The sequence below is a fragment of the Spirosoma sp. KCTC 42546 genome (assembly GCF_006965485.1).
Classification (GTDB): Bacteria; Bacteroidota; Bacteroidia; order Cytophagales; family Spirosomataceae; genus Spirosoma.
Genome location: NZ_CP041360.1, coordinates 5,789,879 through 5,809,098, shown reverse-complemented (window position 1 = coordinate 5,809,098; position 19,220 = coordinate 5,789,879). Strand labels below are relative to the sequence as shown.

The window sequence follows — 19,220 nt, the reverse complement described above, 5'->3', positions numbered from 1 at the left end:
ATCAGGGTAGAACATACACAATCAGCGATCGGGCGCCGTGGGCTCCAATTACCAGGCTTTGCTCAATATCGGCGGTTTTGGAAGGGCCACTGATAAACGTACCGAATCCCGTCTCATTGACTTTGAGCTTCTTATATGCATCGTGCATGTTTGGTACAATGGTCGATTGCCGGATGATAATGGCTAAGTACTGGGTAATCATTGGTACAACTCGGTGGGGCAACTGCCGTTCGTCCACCCAGATGGCAGCATTTTCGGCAACGGCCAGCGGGCCTTCAATAATCGTCAGGTTCAGGCTGGCCAGCTCATGTGGATCGGCAACATCCAGACCTCTATCGGCCAGATGCGCCAGTTCAGGGCAGGTTGACGCTACACTGGTCATACCTGGGTAATGCTCCTTCAAATGAGCTTCAATGGTTTTGTGATCGGGTACAACCACCGCCATACCGCCAACAAAAGCCAATGAATCACTGAATTGCTTCGTCAGATCCGGGAACGAGGACGTAAAGGTAAACTGCTCGGGTAAAGGTAGGAGCGAGGGCTGATTTGCCTGAATGCTGTTTAAGATGCGTTCGCGGGTGGTCATGACTTTTTATGATTAACGTACCAGTCGCGGAAACTTTCGGCTGGCGGTTCGGGCATTTCACGTTGATTGTACCACGGATTAAAGCGATTTTCGACCGTAACGGGGGCAAAACGCAGGACACCCCGCCCAATTTTACCTGCCATCCGGTACAAGCGGGGCGATTCCAGCACGGTAGCCATTGCCTTCATCGATACCGTTTTTGCCGTTGGCCCGTAACCTTCCTGCATCAGCACCTGCCGCCATTTGTACAATTGGTCGTGAATATCAATCTTCACCGGACACACATTAGAACACGATCCACAAAGCGTCGAAGCAAAAGGTAGATCGGCGTTCTGTTTCATGTCCAGGTTGGGGGCCAGAATGGAACCAATGGGTCCCGCAACGGCGCTGTGGTAGCTGTGCCCACCCGACCGCCGGTAAACGGGGCAGGTGTTCATGCAGGCCGCGCACCGGATACACTTGAGCGAGTTCCGAAAATCGGGTCTGCCCAACTGGCGACTACGGCCATTGTCAACAATCACAATGTGCATTTCCTGACCCGGACGCGGGCGATGAAAATGGCTGGAAAAAGTCGTAATGGGCTGACCCGTTGCAGAGCGAGCCAGCAAACGAAGGTAGACACCCAGATGCTCCGCGCGCGGTATGATTTTTTCAAAACCCATGGCCGCAATGTGTACATCGGCCAGGTGCGCACCCATATCCGCGTTTCCTTCGTTGGTGCAGACCACAAATCCACCCGTTTCGGCAATAGCGAAGTTAACCCCAGTCAGGGCTACTTTTCGGGTCAGGAACGTCTCGCGCAGGTGTTGGCGAGCGGCTTCGGTAAGGTATTGGGGGTCGGTAGCTCCTTTTTCTGTGCCCAGATGTTCATGAAAGGTTTCGCCTACATCGGCCTTCGTGAGGTGGATGGCGGGCAGCACAATATGCGAAGGCGGCTCCTTGCGCATCTGCACAATCCGTTCGCCTAAATCGCTGTCGATTACCTCAATGCCGTGCTGGGTCAGGTAGTCGTTGAGGTGACACTCTTCGGTCAGCATCGACTTCGATTTGACCATTCGGGTGGCCCCTGCTTTCTGGATCAGGCCGTGAATGATGGCATTGTGTTCGGCTCCATCAGCCGCCCAGTGCACCGTAATACCGTTTTGTTTGGCATTCTCTTCAAACTGAACCAGTAAATCGTGCATGTTTGACAGCACGTGATTTTTAATCTGCGAGGCTGCTTCACGCAACTGCTCCCACTCGGGTATCTGCGCTACAGCACGGTCGCGTTTGGTACGAACAAACCAAAGCGTTTCATCGTGCCAATCGACCCGGGGTTCGTTTTTGTTGAACTCAACGGAAGCACTGGCGTGATCTAGAGTAAGTTGACTCATGGAGTTAAGCTCGTTTACAAGGTAGCGGTTAGAATTTCAGCAATGTGTTTGACCTGAACGTTGGAGTTTGCCCGTTTCAGGATGCCTTCCATATGCATCAGGCAGGACACATCTACGCCGGTAATGTAATGAACACCATGCCGAAGATGATCGGCTACACGATCTTTCCCCATTTTGGCCGATACCGCTTCTTCGGTCACGCAGAACGTACCGCCGAATCCGCAGCACTCGTCACGCCGGTCAAGCTGGATCAACTCCAGGTCCTTCACCAGATTGAGTAATTGCACCGGCTTGGAAAATGGCGGAGCCACAAGCTCTGACATCTGCGCCAGATGCAATCCCCGTTGCCCGTGGCAGCTCTGGTGCAAACCAACACGATAAGGAAATGTAGCTTCCAGAGTCGATACCTTCACCACATCGGTCAGGAACTCGGTAAGCTCGTAAATCCGTGATCGGATTTGCGTTGCTGCCGTTTCGTTGGTTGCATGCAGATGGTGTTTGATGTGCAGCGTACAGCTTCCCGATGGCGAAACAATGTAGTCGTATCCGGCAAAGTTGCTCACGAAATTATCATTACAACCGCCTGTGAGATGTGCATAGCCTGAGTTAGCCATCGGCTGGCCGCAGCAAGTTTGTTGGAGCGGGTATTCTACGTCGCACCCTACTTTTTCCAACAATTTCAGCGTAGCAATAGCTACCTGCGGGTAAAACTGGTCAATGTAACAGGGAATAAATAAACCAACTTTCATATAGATTCAGGCTAACTATGTGCCTTGCTGAGTTCGTACCAGATCGTCTTACAAAAGTAGGTTCTTTCTTATTCCTAATCTTTCCTGTACTCTCCTATTGCCTGATTAATAAACGACTAAAAGAGTGTAGAACAAGCTTATTTTTTAAACAGGATTGCAGGATTAACAAGATTTTTAGTTAAATCAGTCCTGTTAATTCTCTCTAAAAAAGAGACACAATCTGTGCCGCTAGTAAGTCAACTTAAACTTATCCTATACCTGATACAAGCGTCATAGCCCGTAAATTGATTAGTTTTACGGCGATAATGAGCTCTATCCAGACTGTTTGATTAGCGCTTATTACTTTGATAAATACAAAAAATAAAAACATCTACGCTTACCCGATTTACCTGTCAATCCGCCTTTACTTTCGTTTTTGGCTCCATTTTTTGTGACAAAACTAGATTGACCTATGTCTCGGCAACGTTACCGGTAACGTTTGCATAAAAATAATCGGATATTTTCTTCTTTATGTCTAGTATTTTTTAGAAACTTATAAAGGTCATTAGTACTAGGATACCCTCAATAATGATGAGGTCATCACAAAATAATACAGAAATCACTACTAATTATGATAGCGAAACTTTCTTCTTCGGTTCAGGGACGTCGGCAGACATACGGATTCGCTGACGTGAATTGCAGCCCGTCGGTTCCGCTTTATAAACTTCAGTTTAACCCGAAAGATAAGACGCCTAAGTATAAGCAGATTGTTCAGTCGGTAATTACCGACATTGAGCGGGGTGTACTGAAAAATAATGAGCAACTCCCCTCCATCAGCGAATTAAGTGTTGAGTATTACCTGGCGCGTGATACCGTTGAGAAGGCGTATCGAGAGCTTCGGGAGCACGGATACATTACATCGGTGCAGGGGAAGGGCTATTATGTACAGGCCAATGCCGCCCCTAAGCTGAAGATTCTGCTGATTTTTAACAAACTCAGTTCGTACAAGAAAATCATTTATTACTCATTCCTGAAAGCCCTCGGCGATAAGGCAACCGTCGATCTTCAGATTCATCATTACAGTGCCTGCCATTTTCAGGAAATCATTGAGAAGAATCTGGGCAAATACAATTACTACGTTGTGATGCCCCATTTTACTCAGGATCTGGACAAAGCCGATTACATGAAGGTACTTGACTCGATCCCGACTAACGAGTTGGTGCTGCTCGATAAAGACGTATCGGGCCTGGCCGGTTCGGCGCTGAGCGTTTATCAAAACTTTGACAAAGATATTTGCGAAGCCCTGGAAAATGCCCAGGACCTGTTGATGAAATACAGCCGGATGGTGCTCATCCTACCCAGCGATGGCAACTACCCAACCGAAATTGCCCATGGATTTCGGTCGTTCTGCGTCAATTACCGAAAGGACTTCTGCATTAAAGAGAATGCAACAAATGAGAGTCTTCAGGCAGGAACGGCTTATGTTGTTATCGAGGAAACGGATCTGTCGGAAGTAGTGAAAAAGGTACGTCAGGCAAACTATGAGCTAGGGCATGAGATCGGGATTATTTCGTTCAATGAAACGACGCTAAAGGAGCTACTGAACATCACGGTGATCACGACCGACTTTGAAGCGATGGGCTTTACGGCAGCTTCGCTGTTACTTGACCATAAGCGTATAAAAGTCAAGAATCCATTTTATATGATTCGGCGCGGATCGTTGTGATTAATAGACTGTAATGAGAAGTTTATAAAAGCAGTGGGGCAGTTCTGAGAATTGCCCTACTGCTTTTTAGAGTCCCCGTCCGTATACCACAAATCCGCAGAGCAAAAACAGGATTACGTTTAGCCAAACTGTCTGTTTCTCATTTCGGCGGTAATGAATAATCCCGGCAGGTAGCACAGGACAAGGGCCACCAAGCAGGCAGTCAAGGGATATTAACTATAAAAAAACGACTGTATTGGTGAATTAGTTAAATACTCCAGCAACTAATTGATGTTGCCGTGCTCCACCGGCAGGATAGTCAATCACTTTACATTGAGCCGGGAACAGGTTAAAAAGAAATTCGGTTTACTGAGTGGTAATTTAGGCTAATCCAATGACGCACACAATCACGATTGAAACCCAAAGCGAAAACGATCTGCTCGTTTTTAAGCTCTTGGCTGACCGCTTGGGGTTACGATCCCAGGAGACTCACGTGGAAGAAACCAGCCTGAGCGAAGCTGAGGAGCTACGGTTATTGGAGCGGGTCAGTTGGCAAGGTGATGAAACGGGTGATGAATTGAATGCGATGATTCAGAGCACCCGGCACTTCGGCACGCGCGACATACAATTATGAACCGGTATTTACTTGATACCAATATCTGCGTGCATGCGCTAAAAAACGAATTCGGAGTCAAACAGAAGATTGCCGATGTCGGCACGCGATCCTGTTTTCTCTCGGAAATCAATGTTGCCGAATTGCTATTCGGCATCGAAAACAGTGCACCGGAACGACGACAGCGGAACCGAGAAAATTTTGACGAGTTTCAGGCTATTTTTGGTGGACGCATTCTCTCGATTGGTAGGGTTTTACATGAATATGCTCGTCAAAAAACAGCACTCAGGCGGGCAGGACAGACGGTAGATGATTTTGACTTGCTTATTGGTGCAACCGCCATTGTTCATGACCTAACGCTCGTAACACGGAACACCCGACATTTTGCCAATATGAGCGGAATTCAGCTCGAAAATTGGATAGACTAGTAACAGAAACTCGCTGGAAATCCACCAGTCCGTATCAGGACAACTCATTGAAAAAGAAAGTAGTCGTAAATCGTTCGGGTGACTTCGGCGATGGTTCGTTCACGCACGCTACCTTCTTTTTTGGATGATTTTACAAAGACCGAAATCGCAACATGGCCCGCATCACCGGGAAGCGTGATAATGCCCACATCGCTGGCTGTGAGGCCAATAGTTCCCGTTTTGTGCAGCACTTCGGTGTCGGGTGGCAGGGCTCCTTTCAAGCGGGCCAGTCCCGTTTCGCAACGCTTCATGATGTCAAGTAGCAAGGCTTTGCTATTGGGTTTAAGAACTGGCTGCGTATAGAGTTTGGTTAAGAGCAGCGTCATGGCTTCGGGGGTCGATGTATCCCGAAGGTCATTCTCGAAAGCAACATAACTGGCTTCCCGCGTTGAGGGCGTACTAAATTTCGCTAACGAGTCATAACGGGTGGGCGACCAGGCCTTACTCATATCCATCGGTATACCTACGCAGTCGGCGATGAGCCAGGCCGTTGGCCGATCTACCCGTAAACCTTCGATTCCCAGTCGCTTCAGGCAGGCGTTCACCGCAGCGGGGCCACCGGCCAGACGCAGGCAAAGATCCGTTGCGCTGTTGTCGCTGATCAACAGCATCAATTCGAGCAAGCTTCTAACCGATAGTGACAGGTCGGAATTTGGCGAATTAGGCCAGTTGAACCGATCCGACAGCATCCCGCTACCCGGATGAAAATCCGTTTTGACAATTGGTACCAGTTGGGCAAGACTTAAGCTACCACTATCAACGCGAGTCAGCAATTGAGTAGCAATGGCCACTTTATACGAACTGGCCATCGGAAAGTGATCTTTCCCATTTTGCGTGATGGTTTTCCCACTTTCCAGATGCACCGCACAAATGCCCACTTTGCCAGCAGACAGATTTGACAAGCGCAGCAGTTCCTGCTCTATGCGAACCGGAACGGTGAATGCTGGGGCAGGAGTTGGGGTAGCTGTTTTGTTTGCTTTAGGTTTCTGAGCGATCGCCAGCACAGTACAGAAAATAAAACCAGTTGTAAGTAGTTTGGTGGAGAAGTTCATTGAGGAAATCGTTTAGTTTTTTGTCATCTCGACGTAAGGAGAGATCTCAAGTAAGTGAAGTTGAGATCTCTCCTTACGTCGAGATGACAAAAAACTACTCTTGAGTTTTATGTATAGATTACAAATCCTCTCAACCTCACTTAATTCCTTATTTCTTCCCTTGAGGCATGGCAGCAGTCATGGTCATTTCAACACTGGCTCCGAATACCAGTTTGGCCACGCCTATAGTTGTTCGGGCGGGATAGGCCCCTTCCTTGAAGAATTGCTTATACACGGTGTTCATCTTGGCGAAGTCGTCCATATTGCTCAAATAGACCGTTACGCTCACTACGTCATCGAGCGAAGCGCCAGCATCTTCCAGAATGCTTTTTATATTCTGGATGGTTTGCGCCGTTTCGGCCTCAACGCCACCCGAAACTACTTTGCTGGTTTGCGGGTCGGTGCCCACCTGACCCGATACAAATAAAAGGCCGTTGCTGATAACCCCCATACTGAACGGGTACGGCATAGCGGGTGCTTTTCGGGGCTTCACAATCTGTTTGTGCTGCCCTGATACCGAAAGGCTGACACTGAAAACAAGCAGAAAAAGGAGAAGATACTTCATGAGAAATGTAAGTTAAATTAATTGATAATGAGACTATAACAAACTAGTTTTAACTGCTCTGTGGTTAAAACTAGTTTGACCAAAATTCCCTCAACACGGTGTTGTAGTCATCCTTAACATTCAGGCAGGGGAAATGCCCTTTGTTATGAAAAGTAGGCACCTGTGCCGACGTATAATACTGTTTCAAATTCGTGCGTAAATCAACCGAAACCAGTGGGTCATTGTCTGACTCCAGGATCAGTAAGGAAATCGACGTTTGCTTCCCGTCGATGGGCTGAAATTTATCAATCACGCAGTGATAACGAGCTAAAAACTGGAACTTCGACATACGTCCGTAGGTATTTTCGAGCAGTTGCGCTTTGGCTACTGGGTTGTTTTCAGATGTGGGAATAGCAACGTCAATCAAGTTTCGTCGTAAGCTCGTCATCACGAGCCATTCCGATAACCAGAACGCAACGGCAACCTTCGTTTTATTCGTTTCTTCGTAGATATCGTTCTTCGGAAACGTATTACCCAGAACGGCCTTGTTAACCCGTTGTGGATAGGTAGCCAGCACGTACTGCGTTAGGTACCCCCCAGCGAACTGCCCACGACAATCGTTGTATCTGCCGCGGGCAAACTCCTACCTCGTCAGCCGATAAATGAACAAAGCTGCTCGCTGAATCAATAGCGGAAACTCTTTGGTATTCATCGTTTCTTCGATGCTGTGTGTTCCCTTTCCCGATGCACCTAAACCATCCAGACACGGCATATATTGGGCCACAAACGATACATCGCCAGCGCCCCGTGCACCCGGATCAAAGGCGCTTACGGGGCCAAGACCCATATCCTTACTGAGTTTGTCTACTTGCTTTCGTAAGTCATCATTGGCAGCGGAAGGCTCCATACCCGGAATGCCATCGGTAAACGAAATGGTGGCTTTGGTAAGTGGCAGGCTTTTATCAACGATTTCGCGCATTTTGGCCCGGGCGTTTTCTTTCTGGGTTTCGGTTAGGAAACGCAGATCACCTTTAACCAATGCCGTGCCCGCCACAATATTCGTTTTGCCAATCGTTTCGGCTTTGGCTGTTTTTTCATCGTAATGTACCTCCGAACCACCCACAATCAGGCCAGGGTTGAACGTTAAGTATTGCTCCTGTCCCAGCGTCCGCCGGAACTCATTCAGAATCCGAACCGCTTCATAAATAGCTCCATAGCCCAGGTCACTAAAAATTCGGGATGAGTGGCCTGTGCGGGCTTTTACATTCAGCGTCCAGCCGCTCGAACCCCGCCGACCTGTGGTAACACTACTCAGTCCTTGTGCCGTTTCAAAAGCCAGGGCTATATCACATTTTCTCGCCCGTTCAATGAAATCTCGCCGACTTTCTGAGCCGCCCGAACTCTCTTCGTCACCTGTAAAGTAAATGGTGATGGACGTATTGTCGAGCAGTTTTTGGGCGTGTAAGGCTTTGAGAGCGGCAATGACCACCACGTCGCCCCCTTTCATATCGGCAACACCTTGCCCGGATGCGGTGGAGTCGTTGATTCGGGTGAAGGGTTCCATGGGTAAGCTCTTTTCAAACACCGTGTCCAGGTGGCCAATCAGGAAGAGCTTTTTTCCTTTCTTTCCCTGCCGGGTGGCAACCAGATGCCCTGCCCGGTTGAGCGAGTCAGGCAACGTGACCCATTCGGTTTTGAAGCCCAGTTTGTCGAATTCATCGGACATTAATTTCCCAACCTGCCGAACACCTTCTTTATTGAGGGTGCCGCTGTTGATATTGACGACTTTTTCCAGAAAGGCTTCGGTTTCGGGTAGTTGCTTTTTTACGGTGGCAATAACAGCCGTTTCGGGTTTCGACAGCGACTGAGCCGAAACACCATAACTGGCCATCAGCAGAAGCAGGAAGATTTGTTTCATGAAGTAGTTTGAGTAGGCTAATGGGCTAAAATACGGAAAGTTACAGGCCAATAGTGCATCAATTCGGTTAAGTACAACTTTTACTTTGTTCAGGTCTACTCGCTTGAAAAACTTTTCTTCTATTCTCCTTATCTTCGATCAAAAAGGGCATTTTGTCTGTTTGTCTTTTACCCGTACACTCGTCAATCACGTCATATCCATGAAACAAGTTTCCTTAGTTTGGCTTACCTGTTACCTCTTTATTACCAGCTCATTCGCACAGAAACCAGTTACTGCCGAAAAGCAACCTCCCAAAGACGAAAAGCCGTCTTCTTTATCCCGTACCTTAAACATTGACTCGCAGGTTGTTACCAACGGACAGGTCACAATTAAAGGGCAGCGGGTTCCCTATAAAGCAACGGCCGGTACCATTCCGGTTTGGGATGAAGAAGGCAAACCGGTTGCGGGCGTCTTTTTTACCTACTTCGAGCGCTCCGATGTGGCTGACCGAGCTACCCGTCCACTCGTCATTTCGTTCAACGGCGGCCCCGGTACCGCATCGGTCTGGATGATGATTGGCTATACGGGCCCGCGTATTCTGAAAGTTGATGATGAAGGCTACCCCGTTCAGCCCTATGGCATCAAAGACAACCCTCACTCAATATTGGACGTGGCCGATATTGTGTATGTTGATCCGGTCAACACCGGATTTTCGCGCCCTGTCAATAAAGATGTTCCATCGGCGAAATTGTTCTTTGGCGTCAATGCCGATATCAAGTATCTGGCCGACTGGATCAATACATTTGTGAGTCGGTACAACCGGTGGTCGTCACCCAAATACCTGATTGGTGAAAGCTACGGCACGGCTCGAGTGTCGGGGCTAGCGCTGGAGTTACAGAACGCTCACTGGATGTACCTGAACGGGGTCATTTTAGTGTCGCCAACGGGCTTGGGCATCGAGCGGGATGGTCCGGCCCAGGGCGTATTGAAATTGCCTTATTTTGCCGCTACAGCCTGGTATCATAAGGCGCTATCGGCTGATTTACAAAAGAAGGATTTGACGGATTTTCTGCCCGAGGTCGAAGCCTTTGCCATTCAGGAATACCTGCCAGCCCTCGCGTTAGGGGGTTCACTAAGTGACCAAAAACGGAAGGAGATAGCAGCCAAAGTAGCGCGGTATTCGGGCTTGTCGGAAACGGCGGTGCTACAACAGAATCTGGATATACCTACTAACTTTTTCTGGAAAGAACTGCTTCGGAGTAAAGGCCAGACAGTTGGTCGCCTGGATTCACGCTACTTGGGTATCGACAGTAAAGATGCCGGTATTGGCCCTGAATACAACGCGGAACTGACGTCTTGGTTGCACTCGTTTACGCCCGCCATCAACCTGTTCATGCGTGAAGAACTCAATTACAAAACCGATCTGAAATACTACATGTTCGGCCCTACATTCCCCTGGGACAATACGAACAACCATACCGGTGAAAATCTTCGACAGGCTATGGCCCAGAACCCCTATTTGCACTTGCTGGTGCAATCGGGCTATTACGATGGTGCCTGCGACTATTTCAATGCCAAATACAACCTGTGGCAACTGGATGCTGGCGGCAAGTTAAAAGACCGGATGGAGTGGGAAGGCTACCGGAGTGGCCACATGATGTACCTCCGCAAAGAAGACCTGGCTACGAGCAACGAGCGGCTTCGGAAATTCATCCAGAAAAGCACACCCAAGAACAGCGAACCCGCTAAGTATTCAGGCAGTAGATAATGGAATCTGGCGTAGGTATTTACCTGCGCCAGCAACAAATAATCACTATGGCGAAATTCAAGAAAGTAATAGTCTGCATCCTCATGATGATTGTTTGGGGGGTGATGTTTGCCATGGTTATTCCTATGAAAAGTGGAAAAGGCCAGGTAGTAACGGTACTAATTTGCCTCCTTATCAACAGTGTTTTGGCTGCCTATTATAGCTGTATAGATCGCCAACCAGCTAGTTTTCGGGAATGGCTTAAGATGTAAGGGGCTGGCGCGGGTATTCACCCGTGCCTTTCAATGAAGCGAGTATACACTCGCGTTTATTAATTGGCACGGATGAATACCCGCGCCAGGCGAATCTTAGCAATATGTCTTCACCTATTTCCAACATATTCACACAATTCAGGCACGAGCTTCACCGGTTTCCTGAAATTTCTGGCCACGAAGTTGAGACCCAGAAACGGATAAAAGCCTTTGTTAGCCAGTTCAATCCGGTTTCTATCCGCGAAGTGGGCGGAACGGGTTTGTTGCTGCAATATGGTCAGGGTACTACCGGCCCGGTTACGTTAATCCGGGCCGATATTGATGCGTTACCTATTCAGGAGGTTAACCTAGTTGACCACAAATCACAGAACAAGGGCGTTTCGCACAAGTGTGGACATGATGGTCATGCTGCCATCCTCGCCCGATTAGCTTCTTTATTAGCCGAAAAGCCTGTTTCAACCGGCAGGGTGTATTTGCTTTTTCAACCCGCCGAAGAAACGGGAAAAGGAGCCGAAGCGGTTCTGAACGACCCTGCCTTTGCGGCACTTCGCCCCGACCGGGTCTTTGCGCTGCATAATTTGCCCGGTTATCAGGAAGGTACGATTGTGTGTAAACCAGGGTCGTTTACCTCATCCGTTCTCAGCATGATTGTCTCGTTTACCGGAAAGGTGTCGCATTCTGCAGAACCCGAGAAGGGTCTCAATCCAGCCTATGTACTGGCGGATTTTATGCTGCAAACGAAACAGATACAGAATCCAGAGCCTCAATCCGAAGCGTTTGCGCTGATAACTCCAATTTACATTACTATGGGTGAGAAGTCCTATGGCATATCGGCAGGTTACGGCGAGGTGCATCTAACGCTCAGAACCCGGAATGCGAAACGGATGGAAACGCTGAAAACTCAGCTTCTGGACTTACTGGCGGAGCTCTCTACCGGAAGTGGCATCAACGTTGAAATCGCCTATACAGAAGCGTTTTTCGCCAACGAAAATGATCCTCAGGCGTTCAGTCAAATCAAGGAAAGTGCGCAAAAACTCGGCTATCCATTTATCGAAAAACAGGAACCTTTTAAATGGGGTGAAGATTTCGGGTTGTTTACCCAACAGTATCCCGGTGCTATGTTTGGTATTGGTAACGGAGAAGATTCGCCCGCCCTTCACAACGACAATTACGATTTCAACGATAACCTGATTGAGCCGGCTGCTCACCTATTTTTAGAGCTCATTAAAATTGGCCATTCATAACCACTACATAATTCGTATCAGCCAGAAAAAACAGAAAAGAACTGGTAGATGACAGGCGTTGGCCTCTTTATGTAGTCGTTACGGTTTTAATCTTCCTCTACCAGCCTGATTTAACTATGCTTGTCAGGCTGGTTTACTCAACTATGTATCAGGTTCGTATACGATTGTTCGTACTTCTTCTTTTTGTCGTTCCCGCACTGGCCTTCGCCCAGCCTAGTAAATCAGAGCAGCAGATTTGGATTCGGGGCGCCTTTGTCGATGAGACTAATAAGCCAATTCCCTTTGCTTCGGTTGCGTTGTACCAGGCCGCTGGGTCGGTTCTGGTAACTGGTGTCGTGTCAGATGAAGCCGGAAAATTTGCCCTTCAGACCAAACCCGGCAGTTATTATCTGAAAGTGACGGCATTATCCTATCAGGATAAGACAATTCCTGATATTAAGGCCGCTAATCAGGATATACAAATTGGCACCCCCGTGCTTAAATCCAGCGCAAAAAAACTGGATGAAGTAACCGTAAAAGGTGAAAAAAGCCAGATGGAGTTATCGCTGGACAAGCGAATTTTCAATGTAGGCAAAGACCTGGCGAACGCGGGAGGTACGGCCTCCGATATCCTGAAAAACATTCCGTCGGTGGCGGTTGATGGGGATGGTAATGTTAGTTTGCGCGGAAGTAACAGTGTCCGTATACTGATTGACGGTAAGCCTTCTGGACTGGTGAGCCTGAAGGGTGGGAGTGGGCTTCAACAATTACAGGGAAGTATGGTTGAGCGGGTTGAGGTAATTACGAACCCATCGGCCCGGTACGAAGCCGAAGGCATGGGTGGTATTATCAATATTGTCCTGAAAAAAGAGCGTAAAGAAGGCTTCAATGGCTCATTCGATATTATCACGGGGAATCCGGCTAATTTCGGAGCAGCCGCCAACGTCAACTATCGACGCAAAAACCTGAATTTCTTCATCAATTATACCGCATCGTACCGCAATACCCCCGGCAGAAGTTCACTCTATCAGGAAGTGTATAGTAACGATACAACCTTTGCGTACCGGCAAAGCTCGACCAGCCAGTTAAAAGGGCAAAATAATAATGCCCGGGCCGGTATCGACTATTTCTTTAACCCCAAAAGTATTCTGACGGCCTCGTACACCTGGCGATTGAGCAAGGGTAAACGCTTTTCCGACATCCAGTACCTGGATTACCGGCCCAACACAAGTGTATTACAAACGATTACAAATCGAACCCAGGACGAGACCGAAACTGAACCCAATTCGGAGTATGTTGTGAGTTATAAAAAAACCTTTGCCCGCGAAGGTCACGAGCTTACCGCCGACGTTCGGTATCTGGATAACTGGGAAAAGTCGGACCAGTATTTTGCTCAGCAAACGCTGTTGCCAACGGGCGCTGTTTCCGGAATTCCTAACACGCTGCAACGGGCTATCAATGATGAAACCGAGAAGCAGCTTTTAGTGCAGGTGGATTACGTTCGGCCTTTTAAAAAAGACGGGAAGCTGGAAGGTGGACTCCGCAGCAGCACGCGGAATATGACCAACGATTACACCGTTATTCAGCAAAATGCCGATGGAAGCTGGTTTCAATTGCCGAACCTGACCAATAATTTTTTGTACGAAGAAAAGATCAATGCGCTTTACGGAATTGTAGGGAACAAGATTCGTAAGTTTTCCTATCAGTTGGGGGTTCGGGCCGAGTGGACGGCCGTGACGACCACCCTGAAACAAACCAACGATGTGAATCCCCGAAGTTATGCCAATCTGTTTCCGAGTATCCATGCCACCTACGATCTGCCTAGCCAGCACGCCTTACAAATTAGCTATAGCCGCCGGGTCCGACGGCCGCAGTACAATGATTTGAGCCCGTTCATGACCTTTAGCGATAGCCGGAATTTCTTCAGTGGAAATCCTGATCTGAATCCTGAATTTACAGATGCCTTTGAACTCGGCCATATTAAATACGTTGAAAAAGGATCGATTAGCTCGTCGATTTATTATCGTTACACCACTGGGAAAATTATCCGGATTCGGCGGGTAAATGATCAGGGATTTTCAACGACCCGCCCCGAAAACTTAGCTACCGAAGACTCCTACGGGGCCGAGTTTGCTGGTTCGTATGCGCTCTACAAATGGTGGAAACTTGACGGCAGTGTCAATTTCTTTCGGGCTATCACGAATGGCGGCAATTTGGATGCAAGCTATCAAAGCGATACGTACAGTTGGTTCACCCGGATGACATCTCGGTTTACCCTCTGGAAAAACACCGATTTTCAGATGAGGAGCAACTACGAGGCTCCGCAGAAAACACCCCAGGGGACCCGGCAGGCCATCGCTACGTTAGACTTATCTGTCAGTAAGGATATTCTCAACAACAACGGCACGCTGGTACTTAATGTACTCGATGTATTTAATTCCCGGCGGTACCGATCCATTACTGAAGGCGCTAATTTTTATACAGAAAGCAGCTCGCAGGGACGGTTACGTCAGATTAACCTAACGTTCAATTACCGACTTCACCAGGCTAAAAAGAAAATGAAAGAGCCGGGAGAAGGAGAGTTTTAGGTTATAATATGCTGTTAGCAGGCCTGTAGTCAACTTCTATGTACTACAAAATAACTTTCAGTTAACACTACGGTAAAAAATTTCGATTTTTGCGTTTTCAAAGTATGGTTGCCTAGGTAAGGCAATTCTAACGAAACCAAGAAATACGTTCTAATCATGTACACAAAAATTGTTGCGCTTACACTTATTGCTTTTTGTAGTCTCTCATTCACAGGTAGTTTTAATCAAACAAAAGATCAGACAGCTGTTGGCCAGGCTGTTGAGCAACTACGTTTGCTGATGATTTCGCCCGACAAAGCCAAATTAGAAGCCCTTGCCGCCGATGAATTAAGTTATGGGCACTCAAGTGGAAAAATAGAGGATAAAGCGGCTTTTGTAGAAGCCCTTACAAGTGGTACATCCGACTTTGTTAGTATCGAGCTAGTTGATCAAACGATTTCGGTCACGGATAACACGGCGCTGGTACGTCATAAATTGATGGGAGAAACACTTGATAATGGTAAGCCAGGTCAAGTGAAACTAAGCGTGCTACAGGTGTGGATCAAGCAGAAAGGAAACTGGAAGCTACTCGCCCGGCAAGCTGTAAAAATCTAATTAGTTAGCCTGGTACACTAAATAAGCCCATCAGATATCTGGTGGGCTTATCCTATAACAAACCTATGATAAAACGTATTGTACAAATATACGCCCGTTTTTTTTGGCTAACTCTCCTGAACTCACCTGCTTGATTTCCAAATAACTATTGTCAGGTATATTCAGGAGTAGCCAGGTCCTGTTTAGTGCATTAGGCTGCTGCTGAGCTGTTTCGCACGAACTGATTAGGTTGTACTTATTTCTTTTGCGTCAATTGCAGTGAACTGTCATTGATTTCAAACGGATATTTCTTCAGCAGGTTAATTACCTCAGCACCCGCTAACAGTGCTGGTCCATACCCGTGTGCTGCATATGGATTAATAGGCCGGTGGTAGTAAAACGCCGGATCGAAACCCATACCCGTACCTACACAAACGCCTTCAACCTGCCCTGCCTGAGTAACCTTGGTCGCTACGGCATTCCAGCCCAATAAAGTAGCTGGTGCGTAGGCTAGCGGATCGAGCCAGCCTTTATTAATAGCTCGTGCGAATGAATACACATAAATGGCTGTAGCGGACGTTTCCAGATACGAATCGTTGCGATCGAGTAGCTGGTGCCAGAAACCCGAACCAGACTGTTGGGCGGCTAAGCCTCTAGCATGAGCTCGGAGCAACTCTAGAATAGCAGGTCGGCCGGGGTGGTTTTCCGGCAACACGTCCAGCAATTCAACCGCAGTCAGAATCCCCCAGCCATTGGCACGGCCCCAGTGAAACTCTGGATGTACCGTCATCCCCTCAACCCATCCATGCATATACAGCCCTTTTTGGGTATTAAACATCCGTTTGGCAAATTGGGTAACCTGTTTAACGGCCTCATCGTAGTACTTGTTGTCGCCAGTGAGTTTGCCCATCTGCGCCAGCGCCGGAACGCTCATAAACAAATCGTCGAGCCAGAGCGTATTCGGTTGCGGACGATTACGGGCTAGGGTGCCATCGGCTAAGCGAAATTCTTTCGTCTGGATGTAGTTTATGTAGTTATCGATCATGGGCCGCAGATCCGCTTTTATGCCTCCTGCCCGGCTCGCTTTGATCATAGCGGCACACATGGCTCCGGCATCATCGAGCGCGTGCGGTGCCAGTACCGAGCGCATGGGTGTATTCGCCTTAGGATCAGCCAGAACCTGCGCCCGGAAGTACGGAAGTTGGTCCGAAATAAACTGGAGCCGTTTATTGGTATAGTCGGCATAGCGGGCGTCGCCGGTAGCCTCGCTGGCCAGCAGCATACCGGCATAGGTAACCCCCCATTCATAGCTGATGAGCCGAAAATCGCCGGGTTTAAAAATGGCATTCGGGTTGAATACACCCCCTGAAGGGATGTCTTTCTTCGTCTCCCTGTCAATGAGCTGCGTAGGCGTATTGGCATCTAGATAAGTATAGATCCGGCGAATTACGCCAGTCACGTCTTCGATTTTAGGCTGGCCATACGGCACCGGGTAATCAGGTTGCAGCAAGTGTAGCGGTGTGGTGGAGTCATTAGCTTTTGGCGCGCCAGGCTGGGCCTGAAGGGTAAGACTACTACCTAACAATACCAGAAGTAGTAGTGTACGGGGGGAGGAGGTAAGCATAAATAAGTTGGTAAAAGAATATAGAGTTAACAAATATTACAAAACTCTTTTGGTCTTCTATCATGCACTCTCCTGTGTGGGTATAGTTTGAACCAGCACATGTAGCGCCAGCTCATTGTCAGGTTAACTTTCTTATCAATGTTGAATGGGGATGAACCAATAAAGGGTTGACTGATGGAGCCGAGCTAATGTAATCCTGTGGCTGAGCAATAAGCTATTGCCGTGATTATAGATAACGAGCTGGGGCTCTCACTATTCATGTATTTACAGTAAGAATTTGCCTAAAAAAGCTAGTTTAGAGTAAATACAAACCATGTGTTGAACTACTGGCAATTTGCTATAAATCAGAGCCTATAAGAACAGGATATGGACTAAAAATAAGTGGTTATGTGCTAAGTTTATCGTAAAGAGCTAAAGTGCCGATTGAAAAATCGAATACCAAAATAAATATAAATTACTAAGGCTGTTGTTCCCAATAAAGCTTCGGTGGTGGTGTGGCTATATACACCATTCATATAGCTCTGTATCCACTGAATAAGGGCTAAGGAACACCCAATAAATAGAGTAAAAGCTCCTAGTATAACTAGCAATATCAGTAATTTTCTGCTCATTTTTTTGTCTGTCGAAGCGAGTTGATCGTACATAACCCAGCTATGACATCTACTTTAGTGTAAAGTTTAAAGAGGATTTTAAAAATTTAGTTAATCACGTAAAACGAGTAGATAAAACGAAAATTAAAAATCCTCTATTTTGATTAGAGCGCGCAAGTTAGAGAGTTTTTAATGAATTAGTTTGTAAAGTTAGTTACTAAATAACTCTACATAACTTTAATTGAAGGTATTTACCCTTTCAAGCTTTCTATACTATCCGATTCCATGGCGTTCTCAATAAGTTTAACCAGTTTTAGTCGCTGTACTCGAAAACTAGTGAGTATCAGTAAAAGGGAAATATTGTTTTAGTAAACGGTTCTCATGAACCAGCCTTATTTTTTACGATGATTGCAGTTATTCAACGCGTTTCACACGCTTCGGTTAGTATTGATAATCAGCTTAAAGGCCAAATCGAAACCGGCTTTTTAATTTTACTGGGTATTACCCATGCCGATACGCGCGACGATGTAGAGTGGCTTAGCCGGAAAGTAATTGGTATGCGAATTTTCAATGATGCCGATGATAAAATGAATCTTGATTTAGCCGCTGTTAATGGAGATATCTTACTCATCAGCCAGTTTACGCTTCATGCCAGCACCAAAAAAGGGAATCGCCCTAGTTTTATTGAAGCCGCACGCCCAGACGTAGCCATACCCCTGTATGAAGCGATGATTACACAATTAGAGGCTGATCTGGGCAAACCAATCCAAACCGGATCATTCGGGGCTGATATGAAGGTCTCCTTACTCAATGATGGACCGGTTACTATTTTAATAGACTCGAAAAACCGGATTTAGTCTAGTTAGATTACCGATTTATGCTAGCTATACGTTACTTTTACTGAAACCAGCCCTTGCCTGTCTCCCAAATGGAGTTATAGGTAAATAGCCGAATGGATTTTTTGCCCGCCAACATAAATGCGTATGCGGAAGCGTCGACCTCGTCCGAAAGCGAGTTGTTGTATCAGCTTAACCGAAATACCCGCGCTCAGATTATGGCTCCCCGAATGCTGTCGGGGCATATGCAAGGCCGCTTTTTATCGATGATTTCGTGGATGATACGCCCGCGTCGAATTCTCGAGATTGGTACGTATACTGGCTATTCAGCCCTTTGTTTAGCCGAAGGATTAGTGGATGACGGCCTGTTGATAACAATCGATCATAACGAGGAACTCGAAGATTTTGCCCGATCTTACTGGCAAAAATCACCCCTGAATGATAAAATTGATTTTCGGCTCGGTTCGGCAATGGATATAATTCCAACGCTCAACGAAACGTTTGATTTGGTGTTTATCGATGCCGATAAGCGTAATAATTCGGCCTATTTCGATCTGATTTTCGACAAGGTGAGACCTGGCGGGTTCATGCTGGCCGATAATGTATTATGGAGTGGCAAGGTTGTTGAGTTGGTAAAACCATCGGATCTTGACACTCAGTCGGTGCTGGCTTTTAATGAGAAAGTTCAGAACGATTCGCGCGTGGAAAATGTGCTGTTACCCGTACGAGACGGGATTATGATGATACGAAAACGATAAGTGCG

At 47.3% G+C, this 19,220-nt stretch carries 17 protein-coding genes; 9 read left to right on the top strand and 8 right to left on the bottom strand.

What is annotated here, in order from left to right; translation table 11 throughout:
* Position 1: 1 nt before the first annotated feature.
* From EXU85_RS23985 to EXU85_RS23975, 3 genes are read right to left on the bottom strand one after another with little or no spacing between them, the layout of a single operon-like run.
* Positions 2 to 586, bottom strand: a complete 585-nt coding sequence (locus tag EXU85_RS23985) for an LUD domain-containing protein (protein WP_142774512.1) — start codon at positions 584 to 586, stop codon at positions 2 to 4.
* Entirely contained in the window at positions 583 to 1,959 is a 1,377-nt protein-coding gene (locus tag EXU85_RS23980; protein WP_142774511.1) for a lactate utilization protein B, read from the bottom strand. The genes EXU85_RS23985 and EXU85_RS23980 overlap by 4 nt, the downstream gene beginning before the upstream one ends.
* Positions 1,960 to 1,973: 14 nt before the next feature.
* The gene (locus EXU85_RS23975) at positions 1,974 to 2,708 is read right to left on the bottom strand and encodes a (Fe-S)-binding protein (protein WP_142774510.1); all 735 of its coding nucleotides are present in this window, start codon (positions 2,706 to 2,708) and stop codon (positions 1,974 to 1,976) included.
* Positions 2,709 to 3,318: 610 nt separating this feature from the next.
* Here EXU85_RS23975 and EXU85_RS23970 point away from each other — a divergent pair.
* The 3 genes from EXU85_RS23970 (at position 3,319) to EXU85_RS23960 (ending at position 5,433) form a co-directional block, all read left to right on the top strand.
* The gene (locus tag EXU85_RS23970; protein ID WP_142774509.1) at positions 3,319 to 4,413 is read left to right on the top strand and encodes a GntR family transcriptional regulator; all 1,095 of its coding nucleotides are present in this window, start codon (positions 3,319 to 3,321) and stop codon (positions 4,411 to 4,413) included.
* A 373-nt stretch (positions 4,414 to 4,786) separates the two neighbouring features.
* Positions 4,787 to 5,026: a hypothetical protein gene (locus EXU85_RS23965; RefSeq protein ID WP_142774508.1), complete on the top strand. Its 240-nt coding sequence runs from the start codon at positions 4,787 to 4,789 to the stop codon at positions 5,024 to 5,026.
* The gene (locus EXU85_RS23960; protein WP_142774507.1) at positions 5,023 to 5,433 is read left to right on the top strand and encodes a type II toxin-antitoxin system VapC family toxin; all 411 of its coding nucleotides are present in this window, start codon (positions 5,023 to 5,025) and stop codon (positions 5,431 to 5,433) included. Before EXU85_RS23965 ends, EXU85_RS23960 begins: the two co-directional genes overlap by 4 nt.
* Before the next feature lie 44 nt (positions 5,434 to 5,477).
* Here the strand turns inward: EXU85_RS23960 and bla are convergent, their stop codons facing one another.
* The 4 genes from bla to EXU85_RS23940 form a co-directional block, all read right to left on the bottom strand.
* Complete coding sequence (gene bla, locus EXU85_RS23955) at positions 5,478 to 6,524, bottom strand: class A beta-lactamase (protein WP_142774506.1); 1,047 nt, start codon at positions 6,522 to 6,524, stop codon at positions 5,478 to 5,480.
* A gap of 148 nt (positions 6,525 to 6,672) precedes the next feature.
* Positions 6,673 to 7,128 carry a RidA family protein gene (locus EXU85_RS23950; protein ID WP_142774505.1) on the bottom strand — a complete coding sequence of 152 codons (456 nt, stop codon included), beginning with the start codon at positions 7,126 to 7,128 and terminating at the stop codon, positions 6,673 to 6,675.
* A 70-nt stretch (positions 7,129 to 7,198) separates the two neighbouring features.
* Positions 7,199 to 7,684, bottom strand: coding sequence for a hypothetical protein (locus EXU85_RS23945; RefSeq protein WP_246859221.1), 486 nt, complete (start codon positions 7,682 to 7,684; stop codon positions 7,199 to 7,201).
* Between the two features lie 66 nt (positions 7,685 to 7,750).
* Positions 7,751 to 9,025, bottom strand: a complete 1,275-nt coding sequence (locus tag EXU85_RS23940) for a M20/M25/M40 family metallo-hydrolase (protein ID WP_142774504.1) — start codon at positions 9,023 to 9,025, stop codon at positions 7,751 to 7,753.
* Between the two features lie 199 nt (positions 9,026 to 9,224).
* Here EXU85_RS23940 and EXU85_RS23935 point away from each other — a divergent pair, with 199 nt between their 5' ends.
* The 4 genes from EXU85_RS23935 to EXU85_RS23915 all read left to right on the top strand — a co-directional run bounded on the left by EXU85_RS23935 (position 9,225) and on the right by EXU85_RS23915 (position 15,428).
* On the top strand, positions 9,225 to 10,772 hold the full coding sequence (locus EXU85_RS23935) for a S10 family peptidase (RefSeq protein WP_142774503.1): 1,548 nt from the start codon (positions 9,225 to 9,227) through the stop codon (positions 10,770 to 10,772).
* A gap of 274 nt (positions 10,773 to 11,046) precedes the next feature.
* Entirely contained in the window at positions 11,047 to 12,267 is a 1,221-nt protein-coding gene (locus EXU85_RS23925) for an amidohydrolase (RefSeq protein WP_246859220.1), read from the top strand.
* Positions 12,268 to 12,383: 116 nt separating this feature from the next.
* Positions 12,384 to 14,834 (top strand): TonB-dependent receptor domain-containing protein, encoded by a 2,451-nt coding sequence (locus EXU85_RS23920; protein WP_371731941.1) that lies wholly within the window; start codon positions 12,384 to 12,386, stop codon positions 14,832 to 14,834.
* A 156-nt stretch (positions 14,835 to 14,990) separates the two neighbouring features.
* On the top strand, positions 14,991 to 15,428 hold the full coding sequence (locus EXU85_RS23915) for a nuclear transport factor 2 family protein (protein WP_142774501.1): 438 nt from the start codon (positions 14,991 to 14,993) through the stop codon (positions 15,426 to 15,428).
* Between the two features lie 235 nt (positions 15,429 to 15,663).
* Here EXU85_RS23915 and EXU85_RS23910 read toward each other — a convergent pair whose 3' ends face one another.
* Complete coding sequence (locus tag EXU85_RS23910; protein ID WP_142774500.1) at positions 15,664 to 17,031, bottom strand: glycoside hydrolase family 105 protein; 1,368 nt, start codon at positions 17,029 to 17,031, stop codon at positions 15,664 to 15,666.
* A gap of 994 nt (positions 17,032 to 18,025) precedes the next feature.
* On the opposite strand from EXU85_RS23910, the gene dtd reads away from it, so the two are divergent.
* Together dtd and EXU85_RS23900 are read left to right on the top strand one after the other, a co-directional pair.
* A complete protein-coding gene (gene dtd, locus EXU85_RS23905) occupies positions 18,026 to 18,478 on the top strand; it encodes a D-aminoacyl-tRNA deacylase (protein WP_142774499.1) in 453 nt (150 codons plus the stop codon).
* 95 nt (positions 18,479 to 18,573) lie between these two features.
* Positions 18,574 to 19,215 (top strand): O-methyltransferase, encoded by a 642-nt coding sequence (locus EXU85_RS23900; protein WP_142774498.1) that lies wholly within the window; start codon positions 18,574 to 18,576, stop codon positions 19,213 to 19,215.
* Positions 19,216 to 19,220 lie beyond the last annotated feature (5 nt).